This is a genomic window from Amycolatopsis tucumanensis, assembly GCF_021654135.1.
Lineage (GTDB): Bacteria > Actinomycetota > Actinomycetes > Mycobacteriales > Pseudonocardiaceae > Amycolatopsis_E > Amycolatopsis_E tucumanensis.
The window spans coordinates 691,893-707,566 of record NZ_JAKGSD010000001.1 but is presented as its reverse complement, the minus strand read 5'-3'; the positions used below and the strand labels follow the sequence as shown (position 1 = coordinate 707,566).

General features: G+C 73.4%; 17 protein-coding genes and 1 tRNA gene. 7 read left to right on the top strand and 11 right to left on the bottom strand.

The window, feature by feature from the left end:
- Window positions 1-172 precede the first annotated feature (172 nt).
- Complete coding sequence (locus L2C96_RS03565; protein WP_237335093.1) at window positions 173-1,555, bottom strand: FAD-dependent oxidoreductase; 1,383 nt, start codon at window positions 1,553-1,555, stop codon at window positions 173-175.
- A complete protein-coding gene (locus tag L2C96_RS03560) occupies window positions 1,552-2,556 on the bottom strand; it encodes an LLM class flavin-dependent oxidoreductase (protein ID WP_237335092.1) in 1,005 nt (334 codons plus the stop codon). Before L2C96_RS03560 ends, L2C96_RS03565 begins: the two co-directional genes overlap by 4 nt.
- A 58-nt stretch (window positions 2,557-2,614) precedes the next feature.
- On the opposite strand from L2C96_RS03560, the gene L2C96_RS03555 reads away from it, so the two are divergent.
- A complete protein-coding gene (locus tag L2C96_RS03555) occupies window positions 2,615-3,769 on the top strand; it encodes an alpha/beta hydrolase (protein ID WP_237335091.1) in 1,155 nt (384 codons plus the stop codon).
- A 41-nt stretch (window positions 3,770-3,810) separates the two neighbouring features.
- Window positions 3,811-3,963 carry a hypothetical protein gene (locus L2C96_RS03550; protein WP_237335090.1) on the top strand — a complete coding sequence of 51 codons (153 nt, stop codon included), beginning with the start codon at window positions 3,811-3,813 and terminating at the stop codon, window positions 3,961-3,963.
- A gap of 175 nt (window positions 3,964-4,138) precedes the next feature.
- On the opposite strand, the gene L2C96_RS03545 is transcribed toward L2C96_RS03550, so the two are convergent.
- Window positions 4,139-4,222 (bottom strand) — tRNA-Leu (locus L2C96_RS03545).
- A 157-nt stretch (window positions 4,223-4,379) separates the two neighbouring features.
- Between L2C96_RS03545 and L2C96_RS03540 the strand changes: the two genes are divergently transcribed.
- From L2C96_RS03540 to L2C96_RS03525, 4 genes are read left to right on the top strand one after another with little or no spacing between them, the layout of a single operon-like run.
- Window positions 4,380-4,805: a YkvA family protein gene (locus tag L2C96_RS03540; RefSeq protein WP_237335089.1), complete on the top strand. Its 426-nt coding sequence runs from the start codon at window positions 4,380-4,382 to the stop codon at window positions 4,803-4,805.
- 22 nt (window positions 4,806-4,827) lie between these two features.
- On the top strand, window positions 4,828-5,712 hold the full coding sequence (locus tag L2C96_RS03535; protein WP_237335131.1) for a DMT family transporter: 885 nt from the start codon (window positions 4,828-4,830) through the stop codon (window positions 5,710-5,712).
- A gap of 28 nt (window positions 5,713-5,740) precedes the next feature.
- The gene (locus L2C96_RS03530; protein ID WP_237335088.1) at window positions 5,741-6,184 is read left to right on the top strand and encodes a hypothetical protein; all 444 of its coding nucleotides are present in this window, start codon (window positions 5,741-5,743) and stop codon (window positions 6,182-6,184) included.
- Window positions 6,185-6,667 (top strand): MSMEG_6728 family protein, encoded by a 483-nt coding sequence (locus tag L2C96_RS03525; protein WP_237335087.1) that lies wholly within the window; start codon window positions 6,185-6,187, stop codon window positions 6,665-6,667.
- 517 nt (window positions 6,668-7,184) lie between these two features.
- Here the strand turns inward: L2C96_RS03525 and L2C96_RS03520 are convergent.
- Genes L2C96_RS03520 through crtI form a run of 7 tightly spaced genes read right to left on the bottom strand, consistent with a single transcriptional unit; the run spans window position 7,185 to window position 13,523 of the window.
- Window positions 7,185-8,183 carry a Rieske (2Fe-2S) protein gene (locus tag L2C96_RS03520; protein WP_237335086.1) on the bottom strand — a complete coding sequence of 333 codons (999 nt, stop codon included), beginning with the start codon at window positions 8,181-8,183 and terminating at the stop codon, window positions 7,185-7,187.
- A 1-nt stretch (window position 8,184) separates the two neighbouring features.
- Complete coding sequence (locus L2C96_RS03515) at window positions 8,185-9,687, bottom strand: FAD-dependent oxidoreductase (protein WP_237335085.1); 1,503 nt, start codon at window positions 9,685-9,687, stop codon at window positions 8,185-8,187.
- Window positions 9,684-10,418, bottom strand: a complete 735-nt coding sequence (locus tag L2C96_RS03510) for a class I SAM-dependent methyltransferase (protein WP_237335084.1) — start codon at window positions 10,416-10,418, stop codon at window positions 9,684-9,686. Before L2C96_RS03510 ends, L2C96_RS03515 begins: the two co-directional genes overlap by 4 nt.
- Window positions 10,415-10,732, bottom strand: coding sequence for a lycopene cyclase domain-containing protein (locus tag L2C96_RS03505; protein WP_020419108.1), 318 nt, complete (start codon window positions 10,730-10,732; stop codon window positions 10,415-10,417). The genes L2C96_RS03510 and L2C96_RS03505 overlap by 4 nt, the downstream gene beginning before the upstream one ends.
- Window positions 10,729-11,064 (bottom strand): lycopene cyclase domain-containing protein, encoded by a 336-nt coding sequence (locus tag L2C96_RS03500; protein WP_237335083.1) that lies wholly within the window; start codon window positions 11,062-11,064, stop codon window positions 10,729-10,731. Before L2C96_RS03500 ends, L2C96_RS03505 begins: the two co-directional genes overlap by 4 nt.
- Complete coding sequence (locus tag L2C96_RS03495) at window positions 11,065-12,027, bottom strand: phytoene/squalene synthase family protein (protein ID WP_237335082.1); 963 nt, start codon at window positions 12,025-12,027, stop codon at window positions 11,065-11,067. It abuts the gene before it with no gap.
- Window positions 12,024-13,523, bottom strand: coding sequence for a phytoene desaturase family protein (gene crtI / locus L2C96_RS03490; RefSeq protein ID WP_237335081.1), 1,500 nt, complete (start codon window positions 13,521-13,523; stop codon window positions 12,024-12,026). Before crtI ends, L2C96_RS03495 begins: the two co-directional genes overlap by 4 nt.
- A gap of 99 nt (window positions 13,524-13,622) precedes the next feature.
- Between crtI and L2C96_RS03485 the strand changes: the two genes are divergently transcribed.
- Window positions 13,623-14,564 carry an isocitrate lyase/PEP mutase family protein gene (locus L2C96_RS03485; RefSeq protein WP_237335080.1) on the top strand — a complete coding sequence of 314 codons (942 nt, stop codon included), beginning with the start codon at window positions 13,623-13,625 and terminating at the stop codon, window positions 14,562-14,564.
- On the opposite strand, the gene L2C96_RS03480 is transcribed toward L2C96_RS03485, so the two are convergent.
- A complete protein-coding gene (locus tag L2C96_RS03480) occupies window positions 14,561-15,565 on the bottom strand; it encodes a glycoside hydrolase family 43 protein (RefSeq protein ID WP_237335079.1) in 1,005 nt (334 codons plus the stop codon). The genes L2C96_RS03485 and L2C96_RS03480 overlap by 4 nt on opposite strands.
- Window positions 15,566-15,674: the final 109 nt, after the last annotated feature.

Below are 15,674 nucleotides of genomic sequence, written 5' to 3'. Positions count from 1 at the left end.
CTACGCGCGCCTGCCCCGGATCGGGCGCTGGATCCCGGCGCACGCTCCGGGCGCACCAGCGAACTCCTGCGCCCACAATAGCTTCACTCCGCGATCTGGCGCCAACTGGGCTTGCGACCGTTGCAGATCTTTCATCGAGAACACACCCGTCCGGGCTGCGCTCTGTCTCGCACTACGCCTCGCGGACCGGCGGGGCCGCCAGGACCTCGTTGAACGCCTCCGTCGACGACGGGTGCGTGTAGATCGCATCCCTCAGCTCGCTCGCGGTCACGCCGTGGCGCATCGCCAGCGTGACCGCGTTGATCAGCTCCTGAGAGTCGATGCTAAGCAAGGCCGCACCCAGCAATTCATCCGTCTCGCGGTCGATGACGAACTTCATCAGCCCGCGCGTCTCGCCGACGATCTTCGCCCGGGGCATCCCGGCGATGTCCGCCACGGCTTTCTCGACGACCTTCACTGGAAGTCCCTGTTCGACCGCTTCGCGCTCGGTCAGTCCGACGCGCGACAGCGCTGGGGTCATGAACACCGTGTACGGCACGAACCTGCGATCCAGAGTGGACCGACGGCCCGCGCCGATCAGCTGGTCGGTGATGATCCGGCTGTCGTCGAGGGAGATGTAGGTGAACTGCGGGCCACCGTTGACGTCGCCGACGGCGTAGATGTGTGGCTGGCTGGTGCGCAGGGACTCGTCCACCTCGATCGCGCCGGACGGGGTGGTGCGCACGCCGGCCCGGTCGAGGCCGAGCCCCTCGGTCACCGGGCGGCGACCGGTCGCCGCGAGTACGTCGTCCGCGGCCAGCGTGTGCGTCCGGCCGCCGGCTTCGTAGGTGATCTTGACGCCCTCGCCGGTGTCGCGCACGTCCGTGACGTGGGCGCCGGCGACGAACTCGACGCCCGCGTCACGCAGGATCCCGGTGGCCGCCGCGGCGATGTCGTCGTCCTCGCGGGGCATGATCCGCGGGCCTGCGTCCAGCACGGTGACGGCGCTGCCGAACTGGGCGTAGACGGACGCGAACTCCACGCCCACGTACCCGCCGCCGAGGATCGCCAGGCGCTGCGGCAGGTGGTCGAGGTCGATCAGTTCGGTGCTGGTCAGCAGGTGGGCGCTCGTGCGCAGCCCGGGGATCGGCGGGACGATCGGCTCGGCGCCGGTGTTGACCACGATCGTGTCCGCGCCGAGTTCGAGGACGTCGTTGCCTGCGGTGACCCGGACCGTCTTCGGGTCGAGGAATTCCGCCCGTCCGGTGATCACCACCACCGAGTCGATCGTGTCGAGCATGGCGAAGTTCTTGCCGCGCAGGGCGCTGGTGAGCGAGCGGGTGTCCTCGACGGCCTGGCGGTGGCGTTCTCCCGGGCTGCCGGCCCCGGGGTGCTCGGCGTGGTGGACGAGCGCCTTCGTCGGGGCGCAGCCGATGTTGATGCAGGTGCCGCCGTACATCGCGGCGGACTGCTCGACCATCGCCACGCGCTTGCCGAGCCGGCCCATCGTCGCCGCGAGCGTCTTGCCGCCCTTGCCGAAACCGATCACGAGCAGGTCGAAGTGCGTGTCCTTCATGCGCCCATCATCCGGCGGTCCGCGCGATCCAGCCTCACGTGATCGGCTCGTTTTCCGTCGGATTCGTCTCTCGACACGTTCTGCTCGCCCAGCAGCCGACGGACCTCGGGCACCACCTCGCCGGCGAACGCGGTGATCTGGTCGGTCGTCTCGTGCTCGGGCCAGAACACGAACGAGGTGAACGGCTGCTCGGAGCCCAGCCGCGCCAGCACTTCCGCCCACTGCCCGGCGGTGCCCCGCACGGGCGAGGTGCCCTCGTCGAGCCGTGGCCGGCCTTTGGCTGTCGTGATGGTGCCGACGACCTGCGCGATGCGGCGCACGGACGCCGGATCGCGGCCTGCGGCGACGGCGGCTTTGTCGATCAACCGGTTGGCTTCACCCCATCTCTCGTAGGGCAGGTAGGCGGCGATCGGCGCGGCCCACCCGTCGGCGATCTCGCCGGTGAGAGCCAGCGCCTTCGGGCCCTGGGCTCCGGTCCAGATCTCGATCGGGTGCGCGGGAGCCGGGCCCGCTGGCACGCCGGCGAGCGAGTAGTGCTCTCCCGCCAGCTCGACTGGTGCCACGTCGTCCGCCCACAGCGCGCGGATCAGGACGATTGCCTCCCGCAACGCGGTGTTCGCCTCGCGGGGGGTGCGCCGGGGCACGCCCATCCGGGTGATCGCGTCCCAGTACCCGCCGGCGCCGAGCGCCAGCTCCAACCGTCCGCCGGACACGATGTCGAGCGCGGCCGTCGTCTTCGCCAGCACAGCGGGCGGGCGGAGGGGCAGGTTGGCGACGTCCGGGAAGACGCTGATCGTCCGCGTCGCGGCCAGGATCTGGTCCAGCACCACGAACGCATCCAGATAGGACGGCACGTAGGGGTGGTCCTGAACGCCGACCAGGTCCAAGCCTCCTTCTTCGGCGGCCAGGGCGCGAGCGCAAACGGAGGCGATGTCGAGGGCCGGGGTGAGGGACACGCCGAACCGCAGGGAGACGGCCGCCACAGCGTCGAATTTAGTCATGCTTTATGACTATCATAGTTGAGTACTACCTGGCGGACCGCAGATTGAGGAGCTGACGATGTCGGTCATCGAGCTGACCACGTTCACCGTGGCACCGGAGAACACCGAGGCGATGCTGGCCGCGCGCCCGGGCATGGTGGCCGCGTTCCGGGAGGACCGGCGCGGCTTCCTCGCCGCGCGCCTGGTCCGCCTCGACGAGCGGACGTGGCTGGACTTCGTCGAGTGGACCGACGACGCCGCGTGGGACGAGTCGAAGGCCAAGGGCGCCAACCTCCCCGCGATCGGTGCCTTCTTCGCCACCATTGGCTCACTGGTCGGCGCCGAACGCGGCGTGCGCTACGACGACGCCGAAGACGCCGCCCGGCGGGTCCGCACCGTCGCCTACGGCCCCGAGCCGTCGCAGGTCGGCGAGCTGTATCTGCCCGAAGGCGACGGCCCCTTCCCCGTCGTCGCCGTCCTCCACGGCGGCTATTGGACCGCCATGTGGGACCGCCGCCAGATCACCGACGTCGCCGACGACCTCGTCGGGCGCGGCTATGCGGTGTGGAACGTGGAATACCGCCGGATCGGCGAGCCCGGCGGCGGCTGGCCCGGCACCTTCCTCGACGTCGCTGCCGCGATCGACGCCCTCGACGGCCTCGACCCGGCCCTCGACACCACCCGCGTCGTCCTCCTCGGCCACTCTGCCGGCGGGCACCTGGCCACCTGGGCCGCCCACCGCGGCGCGCTTCCGCCCGAAACACCCGGCGCCTGCCCGAAGATCACCCCGGTCGGCCTGGTCGAACTGGCCGGCGCGCTCGACCTGCGGGCCGCCGACGCGGCAGGCTTCGGCAAGGTCCTCGCCGACCCGGACGCCGAGCCGCCGAAGGACGCGCCCGAACCGGCCCGGCCCGATGTGTGGCCCGCGGTCTCCGGCGCCGTCGGCGACGGGATCGTGCCGCTGCTGGCCGACGGGCACTACGCCTGGACCTCGCCCTTGGAACTGGCTGGTGACGGCGTCCCGGTCCTCGCCGTGCACGGCACCGCCGACGAGGCCGTCCCCGCCGAATGGAGCCGCCGCTACGCGGAGAAGGTGACCGCCGAGGGCGGCACCGCCCGTTACCTGGAGGTCGAAGGCGGCACGCACTTCGACGTCGTCCACCCGGGCCACCCGGTCTGGGTGGAGATCACCGGGTGGATCGGGGAAACCGTCACCGGGCGGCGGCCGGGCTGATCGTTAGGCTGTCCGCGGAAGGCGACGGCGAGGAGCGGCGGATGGTGACCCGGGCGGAACGCAACGCGACGAACCCCGACCTGGGCGTGCTCGCGGGCCGGTTGCTGTTCGCCGTGCGGCGCGAGCTGTTCTCGACGCTGGCGGGGCGGCTGCCAGAGCCGAACTGGAAGGTGCGCCCGCCCCGGCGGCCGTAACCGACGCCGAGATACACGCCATGATCGACTCGCTCGGTGACGTGGGGGCGAAGCTGACGGAAGCCGACCCAGGAGCGCTCAACCAGTTGTGCGGCGAGCTCGGCGTAGGGCTCCTCTACGAACCAAAGGGGCGCACCGTGATTGCTACGGTGTCGCCCCGTGTGGCTAGCGCGTGTGTCCGAGGGGGGACTTGAACCCCCACGCCCTTTACGGGCACTAGCACCTCAAGCTAGCGCGTCTGCCATTCCGCCACTCGGACCTGTTCTTCTCTTGTGCGCACAAGAGTAGCCCATCCGCGGACGCTCGTTCACGGGGGGTGGGTCACTGCGCGTGATCAACAGTGCGCTATAAGAGCGGCCGGTCACACAGGGTGAGGCGGGTAGGCTCCTGCCGAGGCCTACCCGGAGGAGCGCGAAGTGCCTGGTTGGCTCACGGGCGTCCTGATCGCGGCTGGGGTTGTCCTCGCCACGTGGGCGCTGCTGATTCTCCTCGCGAAGCTGCTGCCGCCGGGGTTGGCCAGGGATCTCGCGCGGCTCCTGCCGGACTGTGTGATCACCGTCAAACGGCTCCGAAAGGATCCGCGCGTGCCGCGGCGGGCGAAGGTCGCCGTCGTGGTCGCGGGGCTTTGGGTGCTCTCGCCGATCGACCTGATTCCCGAGTTCCTGCCGGTCATCGGGCCTCTCGACGACGTTCTCGTCGTCGCGCTGGCGTTGCGGTATGCGGCGCGCCTCGTACCACGAGAGGTGCTGGCACAGGCCTGGCCGGGCAACCGCGAGCTGCTGGACCGGCTCGTCGGGCGTCGTGGCGAAAAATCGCCGGACACCGACACGTCCGGCGAATAGCGTCCGGGTCGTGGATCTCAGCATGGACCGCCGCGCGATGGTCGCGGCCCTCACCACCGTCGTCCTGTGGGCGTCGGCCTTCGTGGCCATCCGGGCGGCCGGTGAGCACTTCGCGCCGGGCGCGCTGGCGCTCGGGCGGCTCGTCGCCGGCGCGCTCACCCTCCTCGTCTTCCTGGTCATCCGGCGCGAAGAGCTGCCGAAACGCGAGGCGTGGCCGGGCATCGCGGGGGCGGGCGTGCTGTGGTTCGGCGCCTACATGGTGGTCCTGAACTGGGGCGAACAGCTCGTCGACGCGGGCACGGCCGCCATGCTGGTCAACGTCGGCCCCATCCTGATCGCCCTGCTCGGCGGCTGGCTGCTGCGCGAAGGCTTCCCCGGGCGGCTGCTCGCGGGGCTCGCCGTCTCCTTCGCAGGCGCCGTGGTCGTGGGGCTGTCGATGTCCGGCCGCGGCCACGCGCCCGTCCTCGGCGTGGTGCTCTGCCTGCTCGCGGCCATCACCTACGCGGGTGGCGTGGTCAGCCAGAAACCCGCTCTGAAGCACGCCTCGGCCCTCCAGGTCACCACCTTCGGCTGCCTGATCGGCGCCCTCGCGTGCCTGCCATTCGCCGGGCAGCTCCTCGACGACCTCGCGACCGCGCCCGCCGAGGCCACCCTCAGCATGCTCTACCTCGGCGTCTTCCCGACCGCGCTCGCCTTCACGACCTGGGCGTACGCGCTTGCCCGCACGACCGCGGGCAAGATGGGCTCGACCACCTACGCCGTGCCGGCCGTGGTGGTGCTGATGGCCTGGGCGGTGCTCGGCGAGGTCCCGGGCTGGCTCTCGCTCGCCGGCGGCGTCCTCTGCCTGGCTGGGGTGGCGGTCTCGCGCACGAAACGTGAACCCGTGCTCGTCCGGCAACGGCTGTGAAACGGTTCGCGGTGGGTACCCCGCCGACATGACTGACGCCCGTCTCGACGACGAGAACCCCGAGGCCGACCGGTACGACCGCGCGACGGTCGAGGCAGTAGGCAAGCTCACCGAGGCCCTGGAGACCCTCGAGGTCGCGCGCGGGCACCTCTACCAGTTCCACCGCATGACCGGCACCACCGACTTCGCCGTCGGCGAGGCCGTCGAGCTGCTGCGCAAGGCGGGCCACGACGAGCTGGCCGACCGCATCGCCCGCGAGCTGGTGGGCCGCAACGTGCTGCCAGGGCGGTGGACGTTCCAGGTGGTCGAGGACTTCGACGACACCTACTACCAGCCGTTCCGCGCGTTCGAGCGGCAGGCGCGCGAGCTGACCGGCGGGCGGCGGCACCTGTACGAGGCGGAGCTGAAACGGGAGCGGCGCTCGCGGGGGGTGGCCGGGCACGAGGCGACGCCGGACGAGCGGGTGGGCTGAATGCAGACGTTCCTGCCGTACCCGGGATTCGCCGAGACCGCGCGGGTGCTGGACACGCGGCGCCTCGGCAAGCAGCGCGTCGAGACGCTCCAGGTGCTGCGGGCGCTGACGGTGCCGAACTACGGGTGGCGGCACCACCCGGCGGCGAAGATGTGGACCGGCTACGAGGAGGCCCTGACCCGCTACGGGCTGGAGGTGTGCCGGGTGTGGTGCGCGGCCGGGCGTACCGACACGTGCGCGGTGAAACTGACTGACGACCTGGCGCGCGCGGTCGGGGTGCCGCAGCCGCGGGACGAGCAGGCGCTGCGGGAGGCGGGGGAGATGCCGCCGTGGCTCGGCGACCCGGAGTTCCACCGCAGCCATCAGTCGGCGCTGCTGCACAAGGATCCGGAGCATTACCGGCGGTTCTTCGACGGGGTGCCGGACGACCTGCCTTATGTGTGGCCGGCTTCGGATCGGCCGTCGCGGTTGGTCCGCTCGTGAAGGTGCCGGTGGTGGTGGGAGCGCACGGTGGGGTGGCGGGATTGAAAGGGCGCGCTGGTAGAGGACGGCCTAGGCGGCCGTCGCGGTTGGGTCCGCTCGTGAAGGTGCCGGTGGGGTGGTGCGGGGATTGGATGGGCGCGTTGGTGGTGGACGGCCTGGGGCGGCCGTCGCGGGTTGGTCCGCTCGTGTGGGTGCCGGTGGTGGGGGAGTGCCCGGTGGGGTGGCGGGATTGAAAGGGCGCGCTGGTAGAGGACGGCCTAGGCGGCCGTCGCGGTTGGTCCATTCGTGAAGGTGCGGGTGGGGTGGATGAGCGTGCTGGTGGTGGACGGCTTGGGGCGGCCGTCGCGGTTGGTCCACTCGTGAAGGCGCCGGTGGTGGTGGGGACCGGCCGACGGGGACTGGCGCGGGGCGCGGCCGCCAATCCGGCCTGCCTGCGCGGTTGGTCCACCCGTGAAGGCGGGCGCGGGCGGCCCGGCCGGCGGGGCGGCAGGATTCCAGGTGGCGGCTGGACGAGCCCTCACGCCCGGGTGTCGCGGGGGCTCCAGTCCTCGCTGCGCAGCTGGTAGCGCCGCTCGGCGTAGGCGAGGTCGTCCTTCCACAAGCGGGCCGCCGCGTGGCGCATCAGCGGGCGCAGCGCGGGCGCGGCGGCCCGGGCGAACCGGAAGCCGGGGCGGGACGACGCCGCCACCACCGCCTCGATCACCGCCGTGCGGGGGCGGCCGTCGCGGCCCGGGCCCAGCGGCGTGGCGTGCGTTTCGACCACGCTGCCGACCCCCTCGCCCTCGGTGATGCGCATGACGATCGTGCGCGGGCCGGGGCAGGTGAACTCCGCCTGGACGGGCACGCCGAGCGTCGGGGTGACGCGGAAGGTCACCGACACGACGAACCGGTCGTCCTCCTCGGCCACGTCGACCTCGGCCGGCGCGGACAGCACCCTCAGGCGCGTGAACGAGTACGGGTGGAACCACGAGCCGTGCCACGGGTCGAGCCGGTTCGCGATCACGTCCCGCGGCTCGCACACACCCTCCAGCCGCGCCACCGAGTCCACCCCACCTGCAGGCCGGGCGGGCACGACCGGCGCGGGCAACGGCTCCTCGCCGCCGGCCCGGTCCAGCCGCACCCACGCCAGCACCCCGTCGTCGAACGCGGGACGGCACGACCGCTCGTCCAGCCGCAGCCCGTGCCACCGGCACAGCAGGCCGCCGTCGTCGACCGCGCCCAGCGCCATCGGCGCGCCCAGGTGCGGGCACGCCCCGGGCCCCACCAGCAGCTTCCCGGCCCGGTCCCGCCACGCGACCAGCTCGGTCCCGGCCACGGAGAACCCGTAGGGCCGGTCGCCGCGCACGTCCCGGCTCGCCGCGAACACGTACCAGTTCCCCGACGGCCGCGCCTCGGCCCGCTTCAGCGCGGCCTCGATCAGCGACGGCTTCGCGTCGCGGTACGTGGGCTCCTGACGCGCCCACGGCGTACGCGGGATCGGTTGCAGCGGCCAGTTCCGGGGCCAGCGCGGTGCCATCTCACCCTCCTAACGCGGCCAGGGCCCGCAGCGGCGCGAACCGCCCGCGGACCGGCACGGTGGTCAGTTCGTGCCCGGCCAGCCCCCACCGCGCGAGCAGGCAGTTCGCGGCGTGCCAGCCGGTCGCGGCCGCGCGTTCCATCAGCGCGACCGGGAGATCGATGCGGATCCCGTCCCCGGCGAGCACGACCCCGTCGAACGGGGTGCGGACGCGGGGGCGGCGGGCGAAGTCGCCGACGCCGAACAGCGGGCAGTCCCGCCGCCACTGCACCAGCTCGCCGACGATCCGCGCGCCCGCGGTCTCCGGGTACAGCTGGTGCAGCCGGTCGACCAGCTGCTTGCGCAGCGCGACGACCTCGTCGGCGCAGGCGTAGGCGTGCAGCTCGACGACCGACCCGCCGTGCTCGGCGGCCCAGGTCGCGGCCTCGCGCTCGTAGCGGTCCAGCACGCTGATGTTGTCCAGCGGATCGAGCCCGCCGGTGGCGAGGAACGCGGGCCGGTCCGGCGCGACGGGGCGGTCCAGCCACAGCCGGTGCACCAGGAACGGCGGCGCGATCCGCAGCCCGAGCACCCGCGACCGCCACTCCTCGTCGGCGAGATCCGGCGACGCCGACACGATCGACTGCAGCCCGGACACGTCCGCCGCGAGCACCACACCGTCGGCGGCGAGACCGTCGACGGACCAGCGCGAGCCGTCCCGCGCCACGGATCCGGCCTCGGCGCCGGTGCGGAACCGCACCCCCAGACCCGCCAGGTACGCCCGCAGCGGCTCCCACAGCGCGGTGTCGTAGGCCGAGTCCGGCACGTCGAACACGAGCCCCTCGGACGAGCCGAGGAAGTACAGGTGGAACATCGTCGCCAGCTCCGCGGCCGACATCTCCGACGGCGGTGCGAAGAAGCTGCGGGAGAACACCTCGAACGCCAGGTGCCGGGCGGCGGGCGGGAAGTTGATGCGCTCCAGGAACGTCGCCGCGTCCACGTCGTCGAGCTGGTCGTAGGTGCCCGGCACCGACACCGCGGCCAGCGGCGCGGCGGCGCGGGCGTTGAGCCGCAGCAGGTCCCGGACGCGGAAGGTGGGGCTGCGCAGCGCGAAGGCGAGCGCGTTCCACGGCGGCGTGCTCGGCAGCCCGCGGAAGGTGTCGCGGCGTCCTTCGCCGTCGACGAGCGGGTAGTCGGCGACCGGGCGCAGCCGCGACAGCTCCGGGTCGGCGCGCCGCAGCAGCGCGCGCAGGTTGTAGTACTGCCGGAAGAACGCGTGGAAGCCGCGGCTCATCGACACGGTGCTGCCGTCGGCGAGCCGGTCCGTCCAGGCCGACACCCGCCCGCCGAGCTCGTCCTCCCGCTCGACGACCGTGACGGCCACGCCGCGCTCGGCCAGCCCGGTGGCGGCGGTGAGCCCGGCGATTCCGCCGCCCACCACCACGACCTCCGGCCGGTGCCGCAGCGTTCGGGCGTCCGCCGCGCCGGTGGGGGCGCGGTGCCGGACGGCGCGGCGGTCGGTCACGCGGGCTCCTCGGGGTTGGTGGCCAGGAAGGTGTGCACGACGCCGCGCTGCCAGCCGGTCATCGTCTCGCTGTGCACGGCGGTGAACCCGGCGCCGGCGAGCCGTTGCCGGAACCGCGCGGCGCCGTCGAAGGCGAGGACGCTGCGCCACAGGTGCCGGTAGAGCGTCGCGTCGCCGGTCGCCACCCGCCCGGCCGGGATGATGATGCTCCAGCACACCGCGTGCCACACCAGGCGGGCGGCGAGCGAGTCGCGCACCGAGTACTCGTGCGCGGCGAACGTGCCGCCCGGCTTCAACCGCGCCCGCAGCGCGCGCAGCTGCCCGTCCGGGTCGGCGAGGTTGCGGATCAGGTACGCGGCGAAGATCCCGTCGAACGGCCCGGAGATCCCGGACGCGGCCAGCTCCTCGACCGGGCTGTGGACGAAGTGGACGGTCGAGGGCCAGGACTTCCGCTGCGCCTGGGCGAGCATCTCCGCGGAGGCGTCGAAGGCGACGATCTCGGCGTGCGGCGCGGCAGCGAGCAACGCGGCGGTGGAGGCGCCGGTGCCGCAGCCCGCGTCGAGCAGGCGCAGGCCCCGGCCGCCGCCGGGCAGGCGCATCCGGCGGGCCGACAGGCGCAGGTGCTCGTGGTAGCCCGGGTTCGCGCCGACCAGCCGGTCGTAGGCGGCGGCGCCGGTGTCGAACGCGCCGGGCACCTCGTGGCGGGCCAGTCCGGTGCGGTCCAGGGTCATGCCTCCTCCTTGGCGGTGCGCCGTTCCCACAGCAGCAGCACGGCGGTGACCAGCGCGAACCCGAACAGGAAGTCCTCGACCGGGATGTCCCACGGGAAGCGCAGCCCGCTGGTGTGCTCGGGCGCGTACAGCACGATCGGCGCGCTCAGCTTGGTGAGCCAGCCGTCCACCGGGATCTGGAAGCCGACCACGATCGCCATCGAGATCCAGTACGCGGGCTTGCGGAACAGCCCGGTGCGCAGGTGCAGCAACTCCCACGCGCACACGGCGATCACCGCGAGCACCGCGGGCAGCGTGTATCCCAGCCCGGTCACCGGCGCACCTTCCGCAGCTCACGCAGGCGGCCGAGCATCGCCTGCACGCACCCGTAGGTCAGCACCCCGCACACCGGGATGACCAGGAAGAACAGCAGCTCCTCCAGCGGGATGGCGAACGGCAGCCGCAACCCGGTGACGTAGGCGGGGTTGTACCACCAGACTTCGGCGGCGATCGCGATCGCGTCCCACACGAGGAACACCAGCGCGACCGGCAGCACCGCGCGCGCCAGCGCGACCGGGCGCCGGTAGACGCGCGCGCCCAGGAACTCCAGCGGCAGGGTGATCGCCAGGCACCCCGCCAGGACGAGCAGGTACTGGTAGTGGTCCATTCACGCCCACCTCTCCGTCGCGGCCGCGGTCAGGTCCGCCGCCCGCCGGCCGCGCCGCGCCCACATCGCCCGCGCCAGCCCGGACAGCGCCAGCCGCGCCCGGCGGGCGCGGCCGACCCGGGCCCGGTGGGCGAACACCGCGAACCCGGCCGCCTCGATCCGGTCCAGGATCTCCGAGTACAGCACCAGAGCGGTCGCGATGCACGGCCGGGACACCGGGTGCAGCCGGTCGATGCCGTCGCGCGCGTAGGCGTAGATCTCGCGGGTGGTGGCGTGCTGGGCGGCCAGCGCCTCCCGCACCCTGGGGTCGGTGCGGCCGTTGCGGTGGCACCACAGCAGCAGGTCCCGGTCGACGCCGAACGCGGCGAGCTCGTCGGCGGGCAGGTAGACGCGGCCGCGGTCGAGGTCCTCGGCGACGTCGCGCAGGAAGTTGGTCAGCTGGAAGGCCTTGCCCAGCGCCGCCGCGTAGGGCGCGGCCTCCGCCGGCTCGCCGACCGTGCCCAGCACGGGCAGCATCTGCAGGCCGATCACCTCCGCCGAGCCGTACACGTAGCGGTCCAGCGCGGCGCGGTCGGCGTAGCCGGTGACGGTGAGGTCCATCCGCATCGAGTCGAGGAACGCGGTGAACAGGTCGCGGCGGATCCCGTAGCGGCCCGCGGTGTCCACCACGGCCGCGAGAACCGGGTCGTCGCTGCGGCCGCTGTCCAGCCCGGCGAACAGCTCCGCGGAAAGCGCTTCCAGGCGGCTGGCCGGATCGCTGCCAGGGGGAGCGGAGTCGACGATGTCGTCGGCGAAGCGGGCGAACCCGTAGAGCGCGTGCACGGCCGGGCGCTGCGCCTTGGTCAGTAGGCGCGTGGCGAGGTAGTAGGTGCGGCCGTGTTCGGCGTTGAGGCGGCGGCAGCGGACGTAGGCCTCGCGCAGGCGTGGTTCGGTGATCCCGGCGGCGTCCAGGGCCCCGGTCATCGCGCCGCCACCAGTGGGCGGGTCACGTGGGCGCCGGTGATGCGGTCGGCGGCGAGGCGCCCGGACACCAGGGCGGTCGGCACGCCCACCCCGGGCGCGGTGCTGCCGCCGGCGAGCACCACGTTGCCGGTGCCGCGCACCAGGTTGCGCGGCCGGAACGGGCCGGTCTGCGCGACGGTGTGCGCCAGCGCGAACGGGGTGCCGGCCAGCATGCCCTGCCGCGCCCAGTCGGCCGGGGTGACGACGTGCCTGGCCTCGATGCCGTCGCCGAGCCCGGGCAGCAGCCGCTCGGCGACGTGGCCGAGAACCTCGTCGGCGTAGGCGTCCCCGACGCGGTCCCAGTCCACCGGGCCGCGCCGCAGGTTCGGCGCGGGGGCCAGCACGTAGAGCAGGTCGCGCCCGTCCGGCGCGAGCGCGGGGTCGGTGGCCGTCGGACGGGTCACCAGCAGGGAGGGATCGCTCATCAGCCGCCCTTCGTGGATCAGCTCGTGGAACGTCCGCCGCCACGCCGCGCCGAACAGGATGGTGTGGTGCGCGGTGTCGCACCGCTGCCGCGTGCCGACGTGCACGACGACCGCGGACGGCGCGGGCCGCAGCGGCACCGGCCGTCGCGGGGTCCGGCCGAGCAGCTCGTAGGCGGCGGGCAGTTCGGTGGTGAGCACGACCGCGTCGGCGGGCAGGCTGCCGCCGGTGGTCTCCACCGCGGTCACCCGGGAGCCGGACCGCCGCAGCGCCGTGACCTCGGCGCCGTAGCGGAACTCCACCCCGGCGTCCGCGGCCGCCGCGGCCAGGGCGTCGGGCAGCGCGCGCATGCCGCCGCGCGGGAAGAACACCCCGGCCACGGTGTCCATGTAGGCGATCACCGCGTACACGGCCAGCGCGTGCTGGGGCGACTGCCCGGCGTAGAGCGACTGGAAGGAGAACACCCGGCGCAGCCGCTCGTCGCGGAGGAAGCGGCCGATCTTGCGGTCCAGCGGACCGAAGGCGCCCATCGCGACCAGCCGGGCCAGGTGCGGGGTGACCAGGGCGAGCGGGGAGTCGAAGTTGGCGGCGATGAACCGGTCGAACTCGGTCCGGTACAGCCGGGTCAGCCACTCGCGCAGCCGCCGGTACCCGTCCGCTTCGGACGGCCCGGCGAACGCCCGCACCGCTTCGGTCATCGCCTCGGGATCGCTGTGCACGTCGAGGCTGCTGCCGTCGGCGAAGCGGGCGCGGTAGGCGGGGGTGACCGGGACGAGGTCGAGCCGGTTCGGGACGCTGTCGCCGACCGCGGCGAGGGTCTCGTCGACCAGGTCGGGCATGGTCAGCACGGTGGGCCCGGTGTCCATGCGGTAACCGCCCAGGTCCAGGCGTCCTGTCCGGCCGCCGGGCACCGGCTCGCGCTCCACGATGGTCACCTGCCGTCCCCGCCCGGCCAGGTGCAGCGCCGCCGCCAGCCCGGACAGTCCCGCCCCCACCACGACGATCCGATCCGCCGGGCCCGTCACGGTCCGCATCCAGCCACCCCTCACTCGACTACCCGGACAGGTAAAACGTTGCACGAACGTTGCGCCGTTGTCCACTCGGTGAGCCTGCCGCCCTGCGGACTAGCGTAGGTGACGGACGCCGGGGCGACCGGGCACGAGGAGGACGTGGTGGGAGACCTGCTGGGCCGCGGGCCCGCGCCGAGGAAGCGGTTGCGGGAGCTGCTGGCGGCGCCGGGGCCGCTGGTGGCGCCCGGGGCCTACGACGCGCTCACCGCGCGCCTGGTCGAGCAGGCCGGGTTCGACGTGGTCTACATGACCGGGTTCGGCACCACCGCCTCGCTGATCGGGCGGCCGGACGTCGGCCTGCTGACCGGCACGGAGATGATCGACAACGCGCGGCGGATCGTGTCGGCCGTCGACGTCCCGGTGATCGCCGACGCCGACACCGGCTACGGCAACGCCCTCAACGTGGTCCGCACCGTGCGGGCCTACGAGCAGGCCGGGGTGGCGGGCATCCACCTGGAGGACCAGGTCAGCCCGAAGAAGTGCGGGCACCTGAGCGGCAAGGCCGTCATCCCGCGGGAGGAGATGGCCGGCAAGCTGCGCGCGGCCGCCGCGGCTCGCCGGGATCCGGACTTCGTGCTGATCGCGCGCACCGACGCCGCCGCCGTGCACGGGCTCGCCGACGCGATCGAGCGCGCCCGCGCCTACGCCGAGGCCGGCGCCGACCTGCTGTTCGTGGAGGCCCCGACCAGCGAGGAGGACATCGCCACCGTCGCGCGGGAGCTGTCCGGGGCCGCCCCGCTGGTGTTCAACTGGGCGGAGGGCGGCCGCACCCCGCCGCTGTCCCTGGAGCGGATCCGCGAGCTGGGCTTCTCGCTCGTGCTCTACCCGATCGGCACGCTGCTCGCCGCGACCGCGGGGGTCCGCGCCCTGCTGGACACCGTGCGCCGGGACGGGACCCCCGCGGCCGCGCTGCCCGGACTGCCGTCGTTCGGCGAGTTCACCGACCTCGTCGGGCTGCCCGAGGTGAGCGATCTCGAGGCGCGGTTCGCGGGGGAGTCCGGTTAGGACACCTGCGGCACGCCCTTGACGAACTCCAGGTTGAGGCCGAACAGGCCGCGTGCGGCGCGCTGGCCGTTGAGCCAGCCGTGGAAGTAGATCCGCCCGCCGACGACGTCCGCCCCGCCGGGGCCTTCGGTGGCGTGGCCGACCGACTCGGTGGTCAGCAGCGGCTGGTCGGCCTTGGTGTACGGGCCGGTCAGCGAGGACGCCGTGGCGTAGCGGGTCTGGTAGGTGGCGTTGCGGTAGTCGTCGGCGGAGTAGAACAGCACGTACTGGCCGCCGCGCTGGGTGATCACCGGCGCTTCGACGATGCCCTTCTCCTCGGGGCGGTCCGCGCGCAGGATCTCGGTGCGCGGGCCGTCGGGCGCGGTGCCGTCCTGGGTCATCTTCTGCACGAAGATCGCCGAGGCGCCGCCGCCGGGGTGCTCGCCCTTGTAGAGCAGGTAGCGGGTGCCGTCGCGGCTCTGGAAGGTCTGCGGGTCGATGTCGCCCTTGTCGCCAGGGTCGCAGATCAGCGGCGCGTCCCCGGCCGGCTGGTAGGGGCCCGCCACGGAGTTCGCGACCGCCGTGCCGATGCAGCGGTGCCGGTCCGTTTTGGACACCGCCGCGTAGTACATGAGGAAGGTGCCGTCCGCGCGGCGGGTCACGTCGGGCGCCCAGTAGCCGCCCTTGGGGTCCACCCAGGACGGATCGGCGGCCAGCGCGTCGCCGGTGACGCGCCACGGCCCGTCGGCGTCCTTGGCGACGGCGACGGGGATCCGGCCGGACGGGCCGCCGGTGGCGAAGGCGTGGTAGTCGGTGCCGATCTTGAGCACGTCGGGGTCCGGGAAGTCCTGGTTCAGCAGCACCCGCGGGGCGGGCGCGGCCTGCGCCACGGCACCCGGCAGCAGCGCCGAGGAGAGCAGGATTCCCAGGCAGGTCAACGCTCTCGCGGTCCTGGGCCGCCGGCGCGGGCGGGGCGGGTCGTCGGGTTCGCGGGCCTTGGTGATCTTGCCTGCCGTGTCCACGGCGCAGGAGTTACCCGGGCGGCGGAGGGACTAATCTCCTCCCTTCGGGCCGCGCGCGGTGCCCGGTGCGGTGACGACGGGCACGGCGCGGGCACTCGTCCGGTGATCC

Coding starts and splice junctions, on each gene's coding strand:
- L2C96_RS03535 (WP_237335131.1), top strand. CDS start 4,828: ATGGACCGCCGCGCGATGGTCGCGGCCCTCACCACCGTCGTCCTGTGG.
- L2C96_RS03555 (WP_237335091.1), top strand. CDS start 2,615: ATGTCGGTCATCGAGCTGACCACGTTCACCGTGGCACCGGAGAACACC.
- L2C96_RS03565 (WP_237335093.1), bottom strand. CDS start 1,555: ATGAAGGACACGCACTTCGACCTGCTCGTGATCGGTTTCGGCAAGGGC.
- L2C96_RS03510 (WP_237335084.1), bottom strand. CDS start 10,418: ATGACCCTGGACCGCACCGGACTGGCCCGCCACGAGGTGCCCGGCGCG.
- L2C96_RS03495 (WP_237335082.1), bottom strand. CDS start 12,027: ATGACCGGGGCCCTGGACGCCGCCGGGATCACCGAACCACGCCTGCGC.
- crtI (WP_237335081.1), bottom strand. CDS start 13,523: ATGCGGACCGTGACGGGCCCGGCGGATCGGATCGTCGTGGTGGGGGCG.
- L2C96_RS03530 (WP_237335088.1), top strand. CDS start 5,741: ATGACTGACGCCCGTCTCGACGACGAGAACCCCGAGGCCGACCGGTAC.
- L2C96_RS03500 (WP_237335083.1), bottom strand. CDS start 11,064: ATGGACCACTACCAGTACCTGCTCGTCCTGGCGGGGTGCCTGGCGATC.
- L2C96_RS03560 (WP_237335092.1), bottom strand. CDS start 2,556: ATGACTAAATTCGACGCTGTGGCGGCCGTCTCCCTGCGGTTCGGCGTG.
- L2C96_RS03520 (WP_237335086.1), bottom strand. CDS start 8,183: ATGGCACCGCGCTGGCCCCGGAACTGGCCGCTGCAACCGATCCCGCGT.
- L2C96_RS03525 (WP_237335087.1), top strand. CDS start 6,185: ATGCAGACGTTCCTGCCGTACCCGGGATTCGCCGAGACCGCGCGGGTG.
- L2C96_RS03550 (WP_237335090.1), top strand. CDS start 3,811: ATGGTGACCCGGGCGGAACGCAACGCGACGAACCCCGACCTGGGCGTG.